Below are 17418 nucleotides of genomic sequence, written 5' to 3' on the forward strand. Positions count from 1 at the left end.
CACCGAAGTGAGCTTTTGATGTTGCAAACCTTAGTTCGCTGTTTTGTTGTATTTCACATCTGAAGAAGAAGGCTGTTTCACCACTTGATCCGACGTATTGGCTTTTACACCGCCACCGAGAGTTTTATATACTTCAACTTGGTTGTTTAAGTTTGCTTGTTCAAGCAATAACAACCCTTGTTCCGCCGAGTACGATGTACGTTGTGCATCAAGTACAGTGAGGTAGTTATCGATACCTGCACGGAAGCGGGCCGTTGAAAGCTTATAGGTGGTGTTGGTTGCATCTACCAGACGACGTTGCGCTGCTAGACGGTCACCAATATTTTCACGTACTGCCAAGGCATCATTCACTTCACGGAAAGCGGTTTGAATGGTTTTTTCATAATCTGACAACGCAATTTTTTGGTCAGTTTCTGAAATCTTCACATTGGCACGACGTGTACCCCAGTCAAAGATTGGAATATCCAAGCTTGGGCCAAGTGACCATACAAAGGCACCTGATTTAAACAAATCGCTTAAATCTGTCGATGCATAACCTGCCGTACCCGTTAAGCTGATAGTTGGGTACAACTGTGCTTTTGCCGCACCAATGTTGGCACCCGCAGCAGACAATTGATATTCCGCAGCACGGATATCAGGACGGTTATTTAACAAGTCGCTTGGTAAGCCCGCTGTCAACGCCGTACTTTGGGTAATGCGTTTCACAGGTTGAGGAGACAATAAGTTTGCAGGAACAGGCTGACCCACCAACAGGTTGAGTAAGTTCTGTGCTTGTGCAAGTTGAGTCTTGTAGTTCGCAACGTCATTACGTGCGGTTTCAACCGAAATTTGCGCTTGACGTACAGGGACTTCGCTATCGATACCGACATCAAAACGTTTTTTGTTCAGATTGTATGATTCAAGCTGTGCTTTTAAGGTTTGGTCTGCCAGTTTTAAGTTGGCATTGGCAAACGAATAGCTCAGCCATGCTTGCGCAACCTGACCAATCAACGAAATTTGTGTTGCATCACGTGCACTTTGAGTCGCTAAATAGCTGTCTAAAGCATTGTCTTTTAAGCTACGAACACGACCCCAAAAGTCTAACTCATACGCAGTTACGCCAAGGCCAACATTATAGGTTGTCATAGGTTTGCTGCTGAGTGTATCTTGGCGAAGCACACTACCACTTGCACCAATGGTTGGCAGTTGGTTGTTTTCGCTAATTTGATACGCTTGCTGAGCACGTTGAATATTTAAAGTCGCCGTACGGAGGTCACGGTTATTGGCTAGTGCTAACTCGATGACTTGGACTAAACGCTGATCAGCAAAAAAGTCTTTATAGCCTTGTTCTGCAACAGATGGACCTGTCGTTGAACCAATATATCCTGTTGGGATATCCGCTTGAGCGACGGGTTCTGGACCACGCATGCTTTGACATGCAGTCAAAGCAAGCGCAAGTGCAGATACCGCAATGCTACGACCTGAAATAGACCATACTTTTTGCATCACGATGTTTGCTCCTGATTATTTTGTTTCTTAGGTTTGTATTTGAAAATACTACGAATCCAAACAAAGAATACTGGAATGAAGAAAATACCCAACAGTGTAGAACTAATTACACCACCAAGGACACCAAAGCCTACCGAGTGTTGGCTACCTGCACCAGCACCTGTTGAAAGGGCAAGCGGAAGAACACCAAAACCGAATGCAAGGGTGGTCATGATAATTGGGCGTAAACGCATTTTTGCAGCATGAAGGGTTGCATCAAACAAGTCTTCACCTTGTTCTTGCAACTCTTTTGCAAACTCTACGATCAAGATCGCATTTTTCGCAGAAAGACCAATCACGGCAACAATCGCAACTTGGAAGTAGATGTTGAACGATAAGTTTGGATCGTCCTTAATGATCATACCTAACCATGTCAGTGCAAATGCACCAAGAATACCGAGTGGTACAACTAGCAATACTGAAACAGGGATAGACCAACTTTCATACAATGCGGCAAGACATAAGAAGACGATAAGCATTGAAAGAACAAGCAGCGGAGCTGTTTGATTGCCCGAATCACGTTCTTCTAAAGATAAGCCTGTCCATTCATAGTCGAAACCTTGTAAGCCCATAGATGGTAACTTACCAATAATTTCTTCCATCGCGAGCATTGCATCACCCGAACTTACGCCCGGTGCTGGAGTACCTTGAATGTTTACAGAAGATACACCGTTATAACGCTCTAGACGTGGTGAACCATAAGTCCATTCGCCTGTTGCAAATGCTGAGAAAGGAACCATTGTGCCGCTACTATTACGTACATACCACTTGTTCAAGTCTTCAGGCATCATACGTGCATTTGCTTCGCCTTGCACATAGACTTTTTTCACACGACCACGGTCTACGAAGTCATTAATATATGAACCACCCCAAGCCATGCTCATGGTTGTATTGATATCCGCAATACTGACACCCATTGCGCCTGCTTGTGCTTGGTCAATACTAATTTGATACTGAGGTGTATCTTCTTGACCATTTGGACGCACACCTGTAAGGCGTTTATCCTGTGCTGCCATACCTAAAATCGCATTACGTGCAGCAATCAGTTTTTCATGACCTTGACCACTCGCATCTTTTAATTGGATGTCAAAACCAGCAGATACACCTAATTCAGGCATTGCAGGTAACTGTAATGGCATGATGTAAGATGCGTCTTTCACAATCATATTCAATGCCATACCACGTTGGATGATGGCACCAATTTGCGACTCAGGTGTCGTACGCTCACTCCAGTCCTTCAGCTTGATAAAGGCAAGACCTGCGTTTTGACCAACACCTGTGAATGAGAAACCAGAAACAGTAAAGATAGACTCTACATGTTCTTTTTCTTTATTCATGAAATAGTCTGTCATTGTGGTGATGACTTTATCGGTACGTTCAAGGCTTGCACTTGGTGGAAGCTGAACTAAAGTCATGACGACACCTTGGTCTTCGTCAGGCAAGAATGAGGATGGTAAAGCTTTATATAGGCCAACTAAGCCTGCAATCACCAGTAAATAAACCACACCAGAAAATACTTTATGATGGGTCATACGGTTGACACCACCTTGGTATTTTACGGATAGCTTTTCAAAGCTGCTGTTAAACCAACGGAAGAAACGCGCAAAAATATTATTACTTTCTGCTTTATTCGGATCGTGTTGTTTTAACAAGGTTGCACACAGGGCAGGAGTGAATGTTAATGCCACGATCAGTGACAAAATCATTGCGGTAACTAGCGTAATCGAGAACTGACGGTAAATAACACCGGTTGTACCTGCAAAGAATGCCATCGGTACGAATACCGCAGTTAATACACTGGTAATACCGACCAAGGCACCAGAAATCTGTTGCATTGATTTTTCGGTCGCAGCTACAGGGTCGAGGTGTTCTTCTTGCATTACCCGTTCGACGTTTTCCACCACAACAATCGCATCATCGACCAGAAGACCAATCCCTAAGACCATCGCAAACATGGTGAGCGTGTTGATTGAGAAACCGAAGATGTTAATGACAGCAAATGTGCCCAATACAACCACTGGAACAGCCAATGTTGGAATAATCGTGGCACGCCAGTTCTGTAAGAATAAGAACATGACAATGAATACCAACACGACAGCTTCAATCAACGTGTGTACAACACTTTCAATCGACAGCTTAATAAACGGTGTGGTGTCATAAGCCAGTTGATCTTTTAAACCATTTGGGTAGTTTTTACGAAGTTCACTCAGGCGCTTTTCTACAGCCGCTGCTGTATCTAGTGCATTTGCACCAGTTGCCAGTTTAATCGCAACACCGCCAGCAGCCTTACCATTAAATTTAGAGTCGAACTGATAGTTATCTGAACCGAGTTCAACACGAGCAACATCGCCTAAGCGAACTTGAGCACCTGAGGCTGTATTTTTCAAAAATATATTTCTAAACTGCTCAGGCGTCTGCAACATACTTTGAGCATTCACTGTTGCGTTCAGCACTTGACCTTGCACAGATGGTGCACCGCCTAACTGACCTACCGCCACTTGTGAGTTTTGCGCATTAATGGCAGTTGCAACATCACTTGGAGTAATTTGTAAACTGGTCATTTTCGCTGGATCAAGCCAAATACGCATCGCGTATGAACCACCAAAAACTTGGACTTCACCCACACCTGCAACACGGCTCAGCGGTTCAGAAATGTTTGAGTTTACATAGTCTTTAATGTCGGCAGCAGATAAGCTTCCATCTGGAGAGTAAAATGCAAGAACTTGCATAAAGCTCGCACCAGACTTGGTGACTTTTAGACCTTGACGTTGTACATCTTCAGGTAAAAGCGCCGTTGCCGATTGTAGTTTATTCTGTACTTGAACTTGAGCAATATCAGGATCGATGCCTTGTTCAAAGTTTAAGTTAATAGACGCTTGACCGTTACCCGCACTGTTTGAAGAGATATAACGTAGACCATCCAGACCATTCATTTGTTGTTCAATGATCTGAGTGACTGTGTTTTCAACAGTCTGTGCAGAAGCACCCGGATAAGTTGCAGAGATTGTCACCGAGGGCGGTGAAATCGTCGGATATTGGGCAACCGGCATTTTTGTCAGCGTGATAATACCCGCCAACATAATCACCAGTGCAATCACCCACGCAAAAATGGGGCGATGAATAAAAAATTGAGCCATTCAGTCTACCCCTTATGCGTTTGAAGTAGCTTTTTGTTCAGTTTTTGCACCAGCTTCTGTCTTTTTAGCATCTGTTGTTGGAGCTTGAGGTGCGGCTGCTTTAGGTTGATACGGTTTAGCAACAACTTTCTGTTCAGCTTTAACTTTCGCTATTCCGTCAACAATAACTTTTTCACCTGTTTTAAGGCCTTCAGTTACAATCCAGTCTTGGCCTTGAATACCAACTGTAGTGATTTGACGAGGCTCTACTACGCCTTTGTCATTCACAATCATTGCCATCGCTTGACCTGTTGGTGTGCGAGTCACTGCAATTTGCGGCACTAACATCGCATTCGGGATTACGCCTTGAACGATTTGTGCATTGGCAAACATACCAGGAAGCAACAAGTGATTCGGGTTCGGGAACACCGCACGAATCGTCACTGTCCCTGTATCTGGGTTGACACTGGCATCAGAGAACGCTAAGCGGCCTTCGATTGGATAGTCACTGCCATCTTCAAGTTTCAGTTTCACACGGGTGTTGTTACTGCTGTCTAAGCTACCTTTACTCAATTGTTGACGTAAACGAAGAAGTTCAGAACTAGATTGGTTGATATCAACATAGATTGGGTCTAAACGTTGAATTGTCACCAATGGCTCTGTTTGGTTTGCAGTCACCAAAGCACCCGCAGTAACTGTAGAGCGGTTGGTTTGACCTGAAATTGGTGAGCGTATGGTTGAATAACCTAAGTCCACTTCAGCATTTTTAACTTGAGCACGTGCTGCGGCCACTTGTGCCTCAGCAACCTTTACTTGACCCACTAAGTCGTCATAGTCCTGTTTCGCAACAGCGTTGCTTGAAACCAGTTGCTGATAACGATTTAGTTTGGTTCTGAGTGTGCTTAAATTCGCTTCTTGTTGTAATAATGCTGCTTTGGCATTATCAAATGTTGCGCGGTTGGTACGAGCATCAAGTTCATAAAGTGCTTGACCTTCACGTACATAACTGCCTTCCGCAAACAAACGTTTTAGAATGATTCCACTCGTTTGTGGGCGAACTTCAGAGATTTCAAATGCCGTGGTTCTGCCAGATAACTCTACAGATTGTTCTACATTTTGTGGTTGTGCAACAATGACACCGACTTCAGTAGGTGGCGTTTGTTGAGAAGCGCCAGCTTGCTGCGCATCTTTTGGGTCTTTGCTACAACCAACAAGTGCAATACTCGTTGCTAATGCGCAAGCGGTAAGGGCTGGGGCCCAAAGCTTTGCCGACATCATTGTTCCACCTCGATTAGATTCTTATCTAAAAATAATGTGTATTTAATTGGGTATATCTGCCGCACAAGATGTAAAGCAGTGAAATCCAGATAATACTAATGCTCCAACCTGCGAGAACGTCGGACGGAAAATGTACTCCAAGATAGACCCTTGAAATTCCCATCATCAGCATCCATAAAAGAGCAATGCATACAACATAACGATGTGCAGGAAATGGTCGACTTAAGAAAATGGCAAGACACGCCAAAGTGGCAGCATACATACTGTGCGCACTCGGAAAGGAAGCACCATAGCTCGTCACTAGGTGAAACATTTCTGGTGGGCGTGGTCTTGAAATTAGAAATTTAAGTAGCCAAGCAGAAGCAATACTTCCAACAACGCCTAAACCAATAAAAACAACATCTCTATACTTTTTATACCATGCACGATGGAAACACCATAGAGTGGTTAGAAATAATACAAACGGCATGCCGCCGAGTGCTGATAAAAGTATTGCAAGCTTATCTATAGGTTCAGTTCTTAATGTGCTGAAATATTCGACCATCGCCAGATCTAAATCTGTAAGTGGTTGAATGCTTAGAACTAATGCACTGATTATAAATAAAATAATACCGATAAAAAGCAACAAGTAAGGCATGCTGGAACTCGTGTCATTTCAACCGATTTAAGCGCGGTTATTTACTGGGTTAAAGTGTACTCATCAGTACACTTTAATTCAAGTGTTGATTAATCATGTATAAAATTTTGTTTACAGTGTAACAAGAGCTCAAAATCAGTACAAAATCATTTTGGATGGTGTTTTGTACTGTTTGAACTTTCTTCAACTTCAAGTGGGACTTTCGGGGGCCAAAAGAAATCACTAGGGCGAGTCAGAAAATGGGTGAGGACCAATTTTGCTAAAGGTTTCCATTGTTCAAATCGAACTCGACGTGCACGTAAAGCCACAATAATCGTGAGGGTAAAACTGACAAATAAGTTCGTTAGACCAATAGCGAGCACTCCGAGGAACGATACAATAATCAAGCCAATCTCAGGACTACCATTAATATTCATCAGGCCTTGAATGAAGTTTGCTGAAGCAAAGGCAATATGGCGAATATCTAGGGGTAAACCCAAAATATAGCCAATCGTTCCCATACTTCCTAGCATAATTCCGAACAAAAAATTACCCGCTAACGCACCTAAGTTACGTTCTATATAGCCTGCAAATTTGTCGAGTCGTTCTTGTCCCATGATGGTTTTGAGGCGAGGGTGTGCTTTTAAGCGTGGGCCAACTTTGCGATAAACCGCCATATTGTCAAAATAACCCGCCAGCAGACCTGACAAAAATAAACACACGCCAGCAATAGCAGCATGGGGAATGGCTAAAGAGGTAAATGGATTCAGGTCGTGTAGTGTTTTGCTGGCTTTTGCATGTGTCATCAGCGGTTCGTGTAGCCCCGTTGCCCAAGCCCATGCAATAAAGGCTGCAACGGGTATGGCAATCGAGATATTTCCCAAAATAGCAATGAACTGGGTACGGATAATATTGATAATCAATGCTGCTAATTCAGCAATTTGCGCGGTTTTAGAACCTTTGCGGTGTTGTACTGTTGCTGCAAGGGCTGCAGCAGTCATTGCGGGTTGTTTGGTCGCTACAGTAAAGTGCAATACATGAATCAGCATAAAACCTAGTGAGTAATTCATACTGTAAATAAAGGCTTGCATGAGTGGTGCCATGACCATACGTGCCGACAAGGTTTTGAGCGTTGCCATAATGGCAATAATAACTCCTGCACCCGCTGCGGACTTATACATGGCTAAAAAGCCTTGTTTGTCTGTACTTACATAGTGTTCCCCGGTTTTACTGGCATTTTCAGTTACCTGTAACGCAATTAGTTCACTATTGGTAGTGAGTAGAGAGCGTACGCTGCGTTCGCTATAAATCGCAGCGGTAATATCGACCAAGAGCATACTCACCGCTTCATAGTGTACTTCGCCTTCTTCTACAATTAAATTGAGCAACAGTTCGACGCGGTCTAAGCATTGCTCAAGTAAGGAAATCAGATAGGTTAAACTGACACTGACTCCAATACGTCTAGTCGCACGACGAATTTTCAATACCACATCACGACACTGCTCAATCATGACCAGCGCTTGAGAAGCGTCGGGTGGGGCAACCACACTCGAGGTTTCTGCGTCTTGATGTGCCTTTTTATACTGTTGAATGAATTCGACAATTTCGCGGTTCTGCACTAAAAAAGGCGATTCATATTCGGTCAGCTCAGGATGCGCATTAATAAACTCTGGATATAAACCAATACCACTAATCCGATAAGACAACACCGTAATGGCTTTAATCACTTCACTGCGAATTTTGACTTTTTCTTTTTGATTGGCATGCCCGTGATTGAGCAGGTTCAGCAGTTGTAGCCAGTCACTGTCTCGGATGTTATCGAGCCAATATTTGTCACTTCGGTTGGGAAAAACGCGACGGACTAAATTTTGCAGTTGAGTTTCGTCATTAATCAGCGGGAGAAAATGTGCCCCTAAACGCTGTGACAATTGGTTCCAAAACCCATCTAAAGACAAGATACCTGTATCGGCATAAAGACTGGTTTGTTTATATTGGGAAATAAGCCGCAGTACAAAGCTTTGTAAGGTTGATGCGGCATCGGGAGTGATGAGTAATGCTTGAATGAGCGCTTGAAATTTTTGGTGGATTTCATCGGTTTGATACGCATCTATTGGACGAATACGCTCCACCAACTCAATTAAAAGTTGATCATTTAAAACAGCTTGAGGTTGCTCAAGCTGTTGCTGCATTTGAGAAAACAGATCATTAAATTTTATATGCATAGGCAAGTTAAAAACATTTTAAAGCATCATTTGTTATTGAATTCGATGTAAAGCCAGTTGGGTTAAATTGACCAGTGCTTGACGATATTGGCTGTCAGGTAAAGCCTGTAATGCTTGAAGTGCGGCTTCGGTTTCTTCATGCGCCCGTTGTCGACAGTAATCGAGTGCGCCAGAACTGTTTACGATAGCAATGACTTGATCAAGATCTGCCGTTCCACCTGTCGCAATACTTCGACGAACAATGTCATGTTCTTCACCCGTTGTATTTTTCAATGCTGAGATTAACGGCAAAGTCGGTTTGCCTTCCATTAAATCATCGCCAATATTTTTACCTAATGTTTCCGCATCTGAGGTGTAATCCAAAATATCATCAATGATTTGAAAGGCATTGCCAAAGTGGCCTGCAAATAAACGCAGCGGTTCACGGTACTGCGGTGTCCCAGAGAGAATGGCAGCACCTTCAGTTGCTAGTTCAAATAAACGTGAGGTTTTACCGTGAATAATATCTAAATACGTTTGTTCTGTGGTTTCAGGCTGGTGCTGTGCTTGAAGTTGTAGTACTTCACCTTCGGCAATTTCACAAGTCCCTGTAGAAAAATCTTTGAGTAAGGTCATATCACCGAGATCGACCAATAAATCAAAGGCACGTGAAATTAGAAAGTCACCCACCAGTACTGCGGTCTGATTGTTCCAAGTCGCGTTGGCCGTTGGGCGACCACGTCGTAAGCCAGATTCATCGACCACATCATCATGGACTAAAGTTGCGGTATGCAGCATTTCAATGATTGCAGCAAGTTTACGTTGGCGTTCAAGGTCTTCTGCACCACAGGCTTTGGCGGCCAATAAACACATAATGGGACGCATGCGTTTACCACCTGCTTCAACCACATGTTTACTCACCGCCATGACTAATGCCACTTTAGAGGTAATGCCTTCATTAATAAATGTGTCCATCGTGGCAAAGTCTTGAGCTACAGGGGCGAGAATATCTTGCTTAAAGTCGATGGTCATTTGAAGAGCGGCCTCATCTATATAAAGTGATAAAAATCAGCATTACCAATATTGTGCAAATAGGGATACCTGTCTAAATGATTCATTTTAATCATAAATGAGACTCGCTAGCGTGCGAGGCTATATTTTACGAAAGACAGTTCCTTATTTACCCAATGTATAAGCGTACTGCATTTGTAGGCTTATTTACATTTTAAAAATCAATTCATCCATACTATAGCGGATTGATTTTAAAAATCTATTTCATTGTAAGCAAAGTCAAGCAAGAGTTGAACTTTAATTTGTTGATTGAGTTTTTCTCGATTATTAAATAATCGTTAATTTAGTCTAATAAGTTCGGCAAATCTCTTGTTGTTTGAGTGAATATCACTTAAAATCCTTGCCCTTGATTAACCCCAGTGGCGTTCGTATTAAGATCGATATCTTCCTTTATCGGCACGACGACACGGGCATGTTTGGAGTACATTATGTACGCAGTAATCCAAAGCGGTGGTAAACAGCACCGTGTTGTAGAGGGTGAAACCCTTAAAGTTGAATTGTTGAAAGCTGAAACTGGCGCAACTATTACGTTTGATGACGTATTAATGCTAGTAAATGGCGACAGCATTCAAATCGGTGCTCCAGTTGTTGCTGGTGCTACTGTAACTGCTGAAGTAGTTAGCCATGGTCGTCACGACAAAATCCGTATTGTAAAAATGCGTCGTCGTAAACACTACCGTAAACAACAAGGTCACCGTCAATGGTTCACTGAGTTGAAAATTACAGCTATTTCAGGCTAATCACGAGGAGTAATGAGACATGGCAACTAAAAAAGCCGGTGGTTCGACTAAGAACGGTCGTGATTCGAACCCTAAAATGCTTGGTGTTAAAATTTACGGTGGTCAATCTGTGACTGCTGGTAACATCATCGTTCGTCAACGTGGTACAGAATTCCACGCAGGTCAAAACGTTGGTATGGGCCGTGACCATACTTTGTTTGCAACCGCTGACGGCGTAGTAAAATTCGAAGTGAAAGGTCAGTTTGGCCGTCGCTACGTAACTGTTGAAGCGTAAGTTTTAATAGTAAAAAAACCCACAGTTTTGTGGGTTTTTTTTCGTCTATTCATATGGTTAGCTTATTTTTCTTGTATTTTTAATTTTTAAATAAAACACTAAATACCAATAAATAGCGATGTGTGTCACAAAAAATAGGAGTGTAATAAAAAAACAAAACTAAAAGAAAGGCAGACAGATATGAACAAAATATTCACAAAAGTCTTGGGAAAATCCTGCTGCCATATGGTTTCTGTTGCAAAACAAGACAGTCAAATTGAACAAAACCATATGATGAAAGAGACAGTGTTACGCATTCCTCATAGATCACACGTTGAGAGAGAGCGTTGTTGCTAATCTGAGACTTACTCCGAAATTATTGTTGTTGAGTATTTTATTGGCCATGGGGAATGCAGCATGGGCAACTCAGGGAGATAATCATCAAGGGCAGGGACAAGGACACGAGTCACATGGGAACGGAAATGGGTATGGTCATGGTTCGCATGATAATGGTAACGGACATGGAAATGGTAACGGACATGGACACGGTTCTGGAACTCCAGGTCCTATGGGACCACAAGGACCAATAGGTCCAGAGGGACCACAGGGCATCCCAGGAGAAAAAGGCGACACAGGAGCCAAGGGCGATAAGGGTGAGCAAGGTATCCAAGGTGTGAAAGGCGATAAGGGTGACAGAGGTTATACCGGAGCAACAGGTGCTACTGGAGCCAAAGGTGATACTGGAGCGCAAGGTGAGCAAGGCCTCCAAGGTGTAAAAGGTGATACTGGAGCAACAGGTGCAACAGGATACAATGCTTATCAAGTTGCGCAAGTTAATGGTTTTGACGGTAGCATCACTGAATGGCTTGCGAGCTTAAAAGGCGATATGGGTAATACAGGGATGACTGGTGCAACAGGTTTTAGTGCTTATGATGTTGCAGTTGGTAATGGCTTTGAGGGCAGCATTACTCAATGGTTAGCAAGTCTTAAAGGTACAAACGGTACCAATGGGATCTCTAAAGAAGTGATGGATGCTGCTGATACCTACATCTTGAATGAAGCAAAAACTTATGTGAACCAAGTTGGGCAACAAACCCTCAATCAAGCAAATGCTTATACGGATAGTCGTGTAAATGCCTTGAACCGAGATATGCGAAAACTCGAAGATCGAACCTATGCAGCAGTGGCATCAAGTATCGCAATAGCATCTTTACCGCAACCGACAGATGCTGGCTACAATATGTTTAGTGCCGGCGTGGGTACATGGGAAGGTGAGCAAGGTTATGCTTTTGGTCTCAGCGGTGTGACTGAAAGTAACAAATATGTATACAAAGTAGCTGTGACAACCAATAGTGAAGGAGACTTCGGTGCAGGTGCAGCAATTGGTTGGCAATGGAAATGACAGTGATAATTCTTAACCTCAGTTAGAAAAGCCTCTGCACATTCAGAGGCTTTTCTATATGTAAAGAGCACATCTGATCTTCATCATGATGGATATTTCACAACATTAAGCACCAATAAATATACAAATCTTCTTATATTCTCAATTATTAGCCATAAAATTTGATTTAAGATAGCTCATCTAACAAATTGCGACTGCGCAAATTATAAAAGGTGAGATTATGAAAATGCTTCGTAAGACTTTATGTGCAATGACAGTAGGTGTAGTAACACTTGGCCCTGTTATGAGCAGTACAGTATTTGCAGCTCCAGTTGCAGCATCGGAGCAACAAGCGACGACGAGTTTAGTGAAACAGTTGAGTGGTATTCAAAGTATCAGTTCTAACTTTGAGCAAACCACCAAAGTCACAAATTCATCTAAAGCACCGAAGAAACAAGGTTTATCTGCTCAGCATATGAATCAGACCTTTAAAGGGGTGATGAAAGTTGAGCGTCCAGGGAAATTCTATTGGGAAACAACAAGCCCTGCAAAACAAACCATTGTGACTTCGGGCAAAACGGTTTGGATTTATGATCCAGACTTACAGCAAGCAGTTCGTCAGACTTTAGATGAACAGGTGGCGAATACCCCTGCACTATTATTGTCAGGGAATACGGAACAGATTCGTAAGTCATACCGTATTACGCAACCAAATCAGAGCAAAACCTACTATACCTTGTACCCAAAAAGCGATGATGGTGCATTTCAAAGTTTAACGATCAGTTTTGGTGCGAAAAATGCGCCGACGCTAATGATCTTAGAGGATTCTTTGGGACAAACAACCTATGTACGTTTTAATAACACTAAGGTAAATACCAATATTCCAGCTTCAACCTTTAATTTTACTCCGCCTAAAGGCACAGACATTATTGACCAATAATATGAGCCTGTTGTTTAAAACCACCTTCGGGTGGTTTTTTATTGGATCACGTTCAGTTACATAACGTGGTGGGAAGTTATGACTGTGCTTTGTATAGTCTGTGCTATTGAATACTTAACTGCGGGTAAATCATGATATTACTTCATAACAATAAAATTGGATCTGTCTTCGCAATGATGTTGTGCGCGGGATTGCTCAGCGCATGTCAGCCACGAAATGACAGTAATGCTGCAAAAAGTGAAGAGACAACTAAACCAGCTCAAGTCACACAGACTTTACCACTGATTGAGGCAAAAGTTCGACCATTACAATTGGCGCGTTCTATTGCATGTGATGAGGAAGGATGTACCCAATACCAGCTGTACAGCTTGGACACCAATGTCCCATGGATCAATCAATATTTTGATGAACGGATGAAAAAAGCCAATCCTGTGGCATTTGAAAGCTCGAAGCAAGCAAAGCCACAGATCGATGAAAACATGCTCAGTGAAACTTTGTCTGATGTCCGTTATGTGGCGCAGCGTGGAAAATATGCTGATTTTGTCTTGATGTATTATCACTACCCAGCGCGTGCCGCGCATGGCATGTATCACAACGAATACATCACCTTAGATTTGGCAACGAAAAAACGGGTTGCGCTGAGTGATATCGTGGTAGACAAGACTGAATCGCAATTATTAGATGCATTATATAGTGCCAATAGCATGTGGCTGTCCGATCATAATATTTCACGCGAGCAATTGAAGCTGACAGATAATTATTATATGAGTGCCAAAGGTGTGGTGTTCGTCTATCCCTTATATGAATTAGCGTCTTATGCAGAAGGGATGTCTGAATTGGTTTTACCGTATCAACAAGCCAGCGGCTTAATTAAGGCGGAATATTTGCCGAGTTTTGTCGATTATGCAGCTGAACGAGAAAAAGCGAGCAAAGAAAAGCCATGAAAATTGCTGTAATAAGCCACAGCTAGTGATCGCGTGACTGTATTTTTCGGCCTGAAGCGCTTACACTATAGCCAGTTTTTTTCTTTGCAAAAGATTGGCTATGATCGACCCGAAATTACTCAGAAATAATATTGAGGCTGTAAATTTAGCCTTAGCAAAACGTGGTGTACAACTGAATGTTGAAGAATGGGCATCACTAGAAGCTCGCCGTAAAGAGATTCAATCCAAAACTGAATCTCTTCAGGCAGAACGTAATTCGGGTGCAAAACAAGTTGGCCAAATTAAAAAAGCTGGTGGTTATGCATCTGAAATTATGACGCGCATGTCAGCGATTGGTGATGAAATCAAAGCCGCAGAAGTCGCTTTGTCTGAATTACAAGCTGAACTTGAAGCAAAATCACTTAGCATTCCAAACTTGCCAGATGAGTCTGTTCCTGAAGGAAAAGACGAAAGTGATAACGTGGAAATCCTCACATGGGGTACGCCGCGTACGTTTGACTTCGAAATTAAAGACCATACTGACCTTGGTGAGTGGATGGGTGGTCTTGAGTTTGAAACAGCGACCAAATTGACAGGTTCTCGTTTCAGCGTGCTCAAAGGACCACTTGCTCGTTTACAACGTGCGATTACACAGTTCATGTTGAATACACATACTTTGGAAAATGGTTATACCGAAGCTTATGTGCCATATTTAGTCAATGCTGACTCACTCCGTGGTACAGGCCAATTGCCTAAATTTGAAGAAGATTTATTCAAATTACAAGGTGAAAAAGAGTATTACCTCATTCCAACTGCGGAAGTGCCTGTAACCAACTTCGTGCGTGATGAAATCATTGATGCAGACCGTTTACCACTGAAATATGCAGCGCATACGCCATGTTTCCGTAGTGAAGCAGGTTCATACGGTCGTGATACGCGTGGCTTGATTCGTCAACACCAATTCGACAAAGTTGAAATGGTGCAAATTGTTAAACCTGAAGACTCAATGCAAGCACTTGAAGAGCTTACAGGTCATGCTGAAGGGATCTTGAAAGCACTTGGTTTACCGTACCGTAAGATCATTCTTTGTGGTGGTGATATGGGCTTCGGTGCAACTAAAACTTACGATCTTGAAGTTTGGGTACCAAGTCAAAATACGTACCGCGAAATTTCTTCATGTTCAAACATGGGCGATTTCCAAGCGCGTCGTATGAAAGCACGCTACCGTGCAGACCAAAAGAAAACTGAATTTGTACATACGCTGAATGGTTCAGGTTTGGCTGTGGGCCGTACTTTACTTGCGGTCATGGAAAACTACCAACGTGCTGATGGTTCGATTGAAATCCCAACCGTGCTTCGTCCATATATGGGCGGTGCTGAGTACATTGACTAATAAAGTCGATGTACTGCACAGTTTTGTGCACAATAATTGCTTTAAGACTGTCAGATAAAACTCATTGAGGTCGTGTGTGGATATTTTTCCAATCTCTTTAAAGTTGCAGCAGCAACCTTGTCTGATTGTCGGTGGTGGGCATATTGCTTACCGTAAGGCAGTGTTGTTACATAAAGCAGGGGCAGTGATTCATATCATTGCTCCTGATATTGATGCAAATTTATTGCAACTGGTTGAAGAAAGCCAAGGGCAATATATCCAAGCGCTATATCCTGCGCAGATTCAACTCAATGACTATCGGTTAGTGATTGCTGCAACAGATGATTATGCGGTGAATACTCAAGTCTTTGAGGACTGTGAAGCGCTGAAAATACTGGTCAACAGTGTTGATGATCCACCGCATTGCCGTTTCATGGTTCCTGCTATTGTCGATCGTTCGCCTTTGGTGATTTCAGTGGCCAGCAATGGTACATCCCCCGTCTTATCTCGCCAAATTCGAACCCAGCTTGAAACCAGTATTCCACATGGCATGGGTAAGCTGGCTGAGTTTTCAGGAAAATGGCGTGCAGCGGTGAAAGCGAAGATTTCTAATCCTGATGAGCGCCGTGTTTTTTGGGAAGACTTATATGCAAGTCCCCTGAAAGAACAGGTTTTTCATGACAATCTTGTAGAAGCAGATCGTTTAATCGAGCAAGCGCTGTTGGAGTGGAAAACACCGAAAGGTGAGGTATATTTGGTTGGTGCAGGTCCAGGTGATCCTGAGTTGCTGACCCTCAAAGCATTGCGTTTGATGCAACAAGCCGATGTGGTGATTTATGATCGTTTGGTTTCTCCTGCGATTATGGAACTCTGCCGTCGCGATGCAACAAAAATTTATGTGGGTAAAGCCCGTTCTAACCATGCTGTTCCGCAAGAAGGCATCAATGCTTTGTTGGTAGAATTTGCCTCAAAAGGTCAACGTGTTTGCCGTTTAAAAGGCGGCGATCCTTTCATCTTTGGTCGTGGTGGTGAAGAAATTCAAGAGCTTTTTGCCGCGGGCGTACCATTTCAAGTAGTGCCAGGGATTACAGCAGCTTCGGGTTGTTCGGCTTATGCAGGTATTCCTTTAACACATCGCGATTATGCGCAAAGCGTGCGTTTTCTTACGGGACATTTAAAAGAAGGTTCGCCTGAGTTACCGTGGGATGAGTTGGTCTATCAGAATCAAACGCTTGTGCTGTACATGGGCTTGGTCGGTTTAGAAAAAATTTGTGAAAAGTTAATTGAGCATGGGCAGCGCCCAGACATGCCCGTTGCTTTGATCTCGAAAGGTACCACGTCAGAACAAAAAGTGGTGGTCGGGACCTTAGCGGATATCGCATCAAAAGTTGAAGAAAATCATATTCAAGCGCCTACATTGACCATCATTGGTGATGTAGTAAGCTTGCGTGAACAATTACAGTGGCAAGATTAACTTTTGCCAAATTGAAAGAGTAGAGAAAAGCTGTGATCCATGTTGTTTTATACGAGCCCGAAATTCCTGCAAACACAGGCAATATCATTCGTTTATGTGCCAATACTGGAGCGCAGCTGCATTTGGTTAAGCCTCTCGGCTTTGAACTGGATGATAAAAAACTTAAACGTGCAGGTTTGGACTACCATGAGTGGGCGCGCATGCAAATTTGGGAAACATTCGATGAGTGTTTAGCAAATTTAGCCCTAAAAGGTGTCGATATAAACGCGATTTATCCTCTAACCACCAAAGGAACGGAAACGCCGCATACTTCGGATTTGAATCGCCCCGTGGCTTTACTCATGGGACCTGAGACGCGTGGTCTGCCTGAGCAGATTCGTATGTTGTTTCCAAAAGAGCATTGGATTCGTCTACCTATGGCTGAAAACTCGCGCAGTTTGAATTTATCCAATGCGACCGCCGTGGTTGTGTATGAAGCATGGCGTCAGCAGGGTTTTAAGCCTTTAGCCTAATCAAATTGCTGTAA

14 protein-coding genes are annotated in these 17418 nt (G+C 43.0%); 8 read left to right on the forward strand and 6 right to left on the reverse strand.

What is annotated here, in order from left to right; translation table 11 throughout:
* Window positions 1–30: 30 nt before the first annotated feature.
* From adeK to sdsA, 6 genes are all read right to left on the reverse strand, one after another.
* Window positions 31–1485 carry a multidrug efflux RND transporter AdeIJK outer membrane channel subunit AdeK gene (gene adeK, locus AC4MDD_RS04350; protein WP_491882597.1) on the reverse strand — a complete coding sequence of 485 codons (1455 nt, stop codon included), beginning with the start codon at window positions 1483–1485 and terminating at the stop codon, window positions 31–33.
* Window positions 1485–4664 carry a multidrug efflux RND transporter permease subunit AdeJ gene (gene adeJ / locus AC4MDD_RS04355; RefSeq protein WP_491882358.1) on the reverse strand — a complete coding sequence of 1060 codons (3180 nt, stop codon included), beginning with the start codon at window positions 4662–4664 and terminating at the stop codon, window positions 1485–1487. The genes adeK and adeJ overlap by 1 nt, the downstream gene beginning before the upstream one ends.
* A gap of 12 nt (window positions 4665–4676) precedes the next feature.
* Complete coding sequence (locus AC4MDD_RS04360; RefSeq protein WP_078389122.1) at window positions 4677–5921, reverse strand: efflux RND transporter periplasmic adaptor subunit; 1245 nt, start codon at window positions 5919–5921, stop codon at window positions 4677–4679.
* 25 nt (window positions 5922–5946) lie between these two features.
* Window positions 5947–6558 (reverse strand): phosphatase PAP2 family protein, encoded by a 612-nt coding sequence (locus AC4MDD_RS04365; protein ID WP_491882359.1) that lies wholly within the window; start codon window positions 6556–6558, stop codon window positions 5947–5949.
* Between the two features lie 146 nt (window positions 6559–6704).
* Window positions 6705–8759 carry a site-specific recombinase gene (locus AC4MDD_RS04370; RefSeq protein ID WP_419381208.1) on the reverse strand — a complete coding sequence of 685 codons (2055 nt, stop codon included), beginning with the start codon at window positions 8757–8759 and terminating at the stop codon, window positions 6705–6707.
* Window positions 8760–8792: 33 nt separating this feature from the next.
* Window positions 8793–9770 (reverse strand): All-trans-nonaprenyl-diphosphate synthase, encoded by a 978-nt coding sequence (sdsA, locus tag AC4MDD_RS04375; RefSeq protein WP_004982856.1) that lies wholly within the window; start codon window positions 9768–9770, stop codon window positions 8793–8795.
* 467 nt (window positions 9771–10237) lie between these two features.
* On the opposite strand from sdsA, the gene rplU reads away from it, so the two are divergent.
* From rplU to AC4MDD_RS04415, 8 genes are all read left to right on the forward strand, one after another.
* On the forward strand, window positions 10238–10549 hold the full coding sequence (gene rplU / locus AC4MDD_RS04380) for a 50S ribosomal protein L21 (protein WP_004695441.1): 312 nt from the start codon (window positions 10238–10240) through the stop codon (window positions 10547–10549).
* 19 nt (window positions 10550–10568) lie between these two features.
* Window positions 10569–10823: a 50S ribosomal protein L27 gene (rpmA, locus tag AC4MDD_RS04385; RefSeq protein ID WP_004695443.1), complete on the forward strand. Its 255-nt coding sequence runs from the start codon at window positions 10569–10571 to the stop codon at window positions 10821–10823.
* A 313-nt stretch (window positions 10824–11136) separates the two neighbouring features.
* The gene (locus AC4MDD_RS04390) at window positions 11137–12204 is read left to right on the forward strand and encodes a YadA-like family protein (RefSeq protein ID WP_491882360.1); all 1068 of its coding nucleotides are present in this window, start codon (window positions 11137–11139) and stop codon (window positions 12202–12204) included.
* A 220-nt stretch (window positions 12205–12424) separates the two neighbouring features.
* Window positions 12425–13123 carry an outer membrane lipoprotein periplasmic chaperone LolA gene (gene lolA, locus AC4MDD_RS04395; protein ID WP_010327331.1) on the forward strand — a complete coding sequence of 233 codons (699 nt, stop codon included), beginning with the start codon at window positions 12425–12427 and terminating at the stop codon, window positions 13121–13123.
* Window positions 13124–13296: 173 nt separating this feature from the next.
* Window positions 13297–14067, forward strand: coding sequence for an RsiV family protein (locus tag AC4MDD_RS04400; protein WP_491882361.1), 771 nt, complete (start codon window positions 13297–13299; stop codon window positions 14065–14067).
* A 100-nt stretch (window positions 14068–14167) separates the two neighbouring features.
* The gene (serS, locus tag AC4MDD_RS04405) at window positions 14168–15439 is read left to right on the forward strand and encodes a serine--tRNA ligase (RefSeq protein ID WP_491882362.1); all 1272 of its coding nucleotides are present in this window, start codon (window positions 14168–14170) and stop codon (window positions 15437–15439) included.
* A 76-nt stretch (window positions 15440–15515) separates the two neighbouring features.
* Complete coding sequence (gene cysG / locus AC4MDD_RS04410) at window positions 15516–16892, forward strand: siroheme synthase CysG (protein ID WP_114837045.1); 1377 nt, start codon at window positions 15516–15518, stop codon at window positions 16890–16892.
* A gap of 32 nt (window positions 16893–16924) precedes the next feature.
* Window positions 16925–17404 (forward strand): tRNA (cytidine(34)-2'-O)-methyltransferase, encoded by a 480-nt coding sequence (locus AC4MDD_RS04415; protein WP_004695461.1) that lies wholly within the window; start codon window positions 16925–16927, stop codon window positions 17402–17404.
* Window positions 17405–17418 lie beyond the last annotated feature (14 nt).

The organism is Acinetobacter sp. CAU_H_29a_1 (genome assembly GCF_058599505.1).

Excerpts from the sequence above, each read along its gene's own strand:
- adeK (WP_491882597.1), bottom strand. The coding sequence starts at position 1,485 with ATGCAAAAAGTATGGTCTATTTCAGGTCGTAGCATTGCGGTATCTGCA.
- adeJ (WP_491882358.1), bottom strand. The coding sequence starts at position 4,664 with ATGGCTCAATTTTTTATTCATCGCCCCATTTTTGCGTGGGTGATTGCA.
- AC4MDD_RS04360 (WP_078389122.1), bottom strand. The coding sequence starts at position 5,921 with ATGATGTCGGCAAAGCTTTGGGCCCCAGCCCTTACCGCTTGCGCATTA.
- AC4MDD_RS04365 (WP_491882359.1), bottom strand. The coding sequence starts at position 6,558 with ATGCCTTACTTGTTGCTTTTTATCGGTATTATTTTATTTATAATCAGT.
- AC4MDD_RS04370 (WP_419381208.1), bottom strand. The coding sequence starts at position 8,759 with ATGCATATAAAATTTAATGATCTGTTTTCTCAAATGCAGCAACAGCTT.
- sdsA (WP_004982856.1), bottom strand. The coding sequence starts at position 9,770 with ATGACCATCGACTTTAAGCAAGATATTCTCGCCCCTGTAGCTCAAGAC.
- rplU (WP_004695441.1), top strand. The coding sequence starts at position 10,238 with ATGTACGCAGTAATCCAAAGCGGTGGTAAACAGCACCGTGTTGTAGAG.
- rpmA (WP_004695443.1), top strand. The coding sequence starts at position 10,569 with ATGGCAACTAAAAAAGCCGGTGGTTCGACTAAGAACGGTCGTGATTCG.
- lolA (WP_010327331.1), top strand. The coding sequence starts at position 12,425 with ATGAAAATGCTTCGTAAGACTTTATGTGCAATGACAGTAGGTGTAGTA.
- AC4MDD_RS04400 (WP_491882361.1), top strand. The coding sequence starts at position 13,297 with ATGATGTTGTGCGCGGGATTGCTCAGCGCATGTCAGCCACGAAATGAC.
- serS (WP_491882362.1), top strand. The coding sequence starts at position 14,168 with ATGATCGACCCGAAATTACTCAGAAATAATATTGAGGCTGTAAATTTA.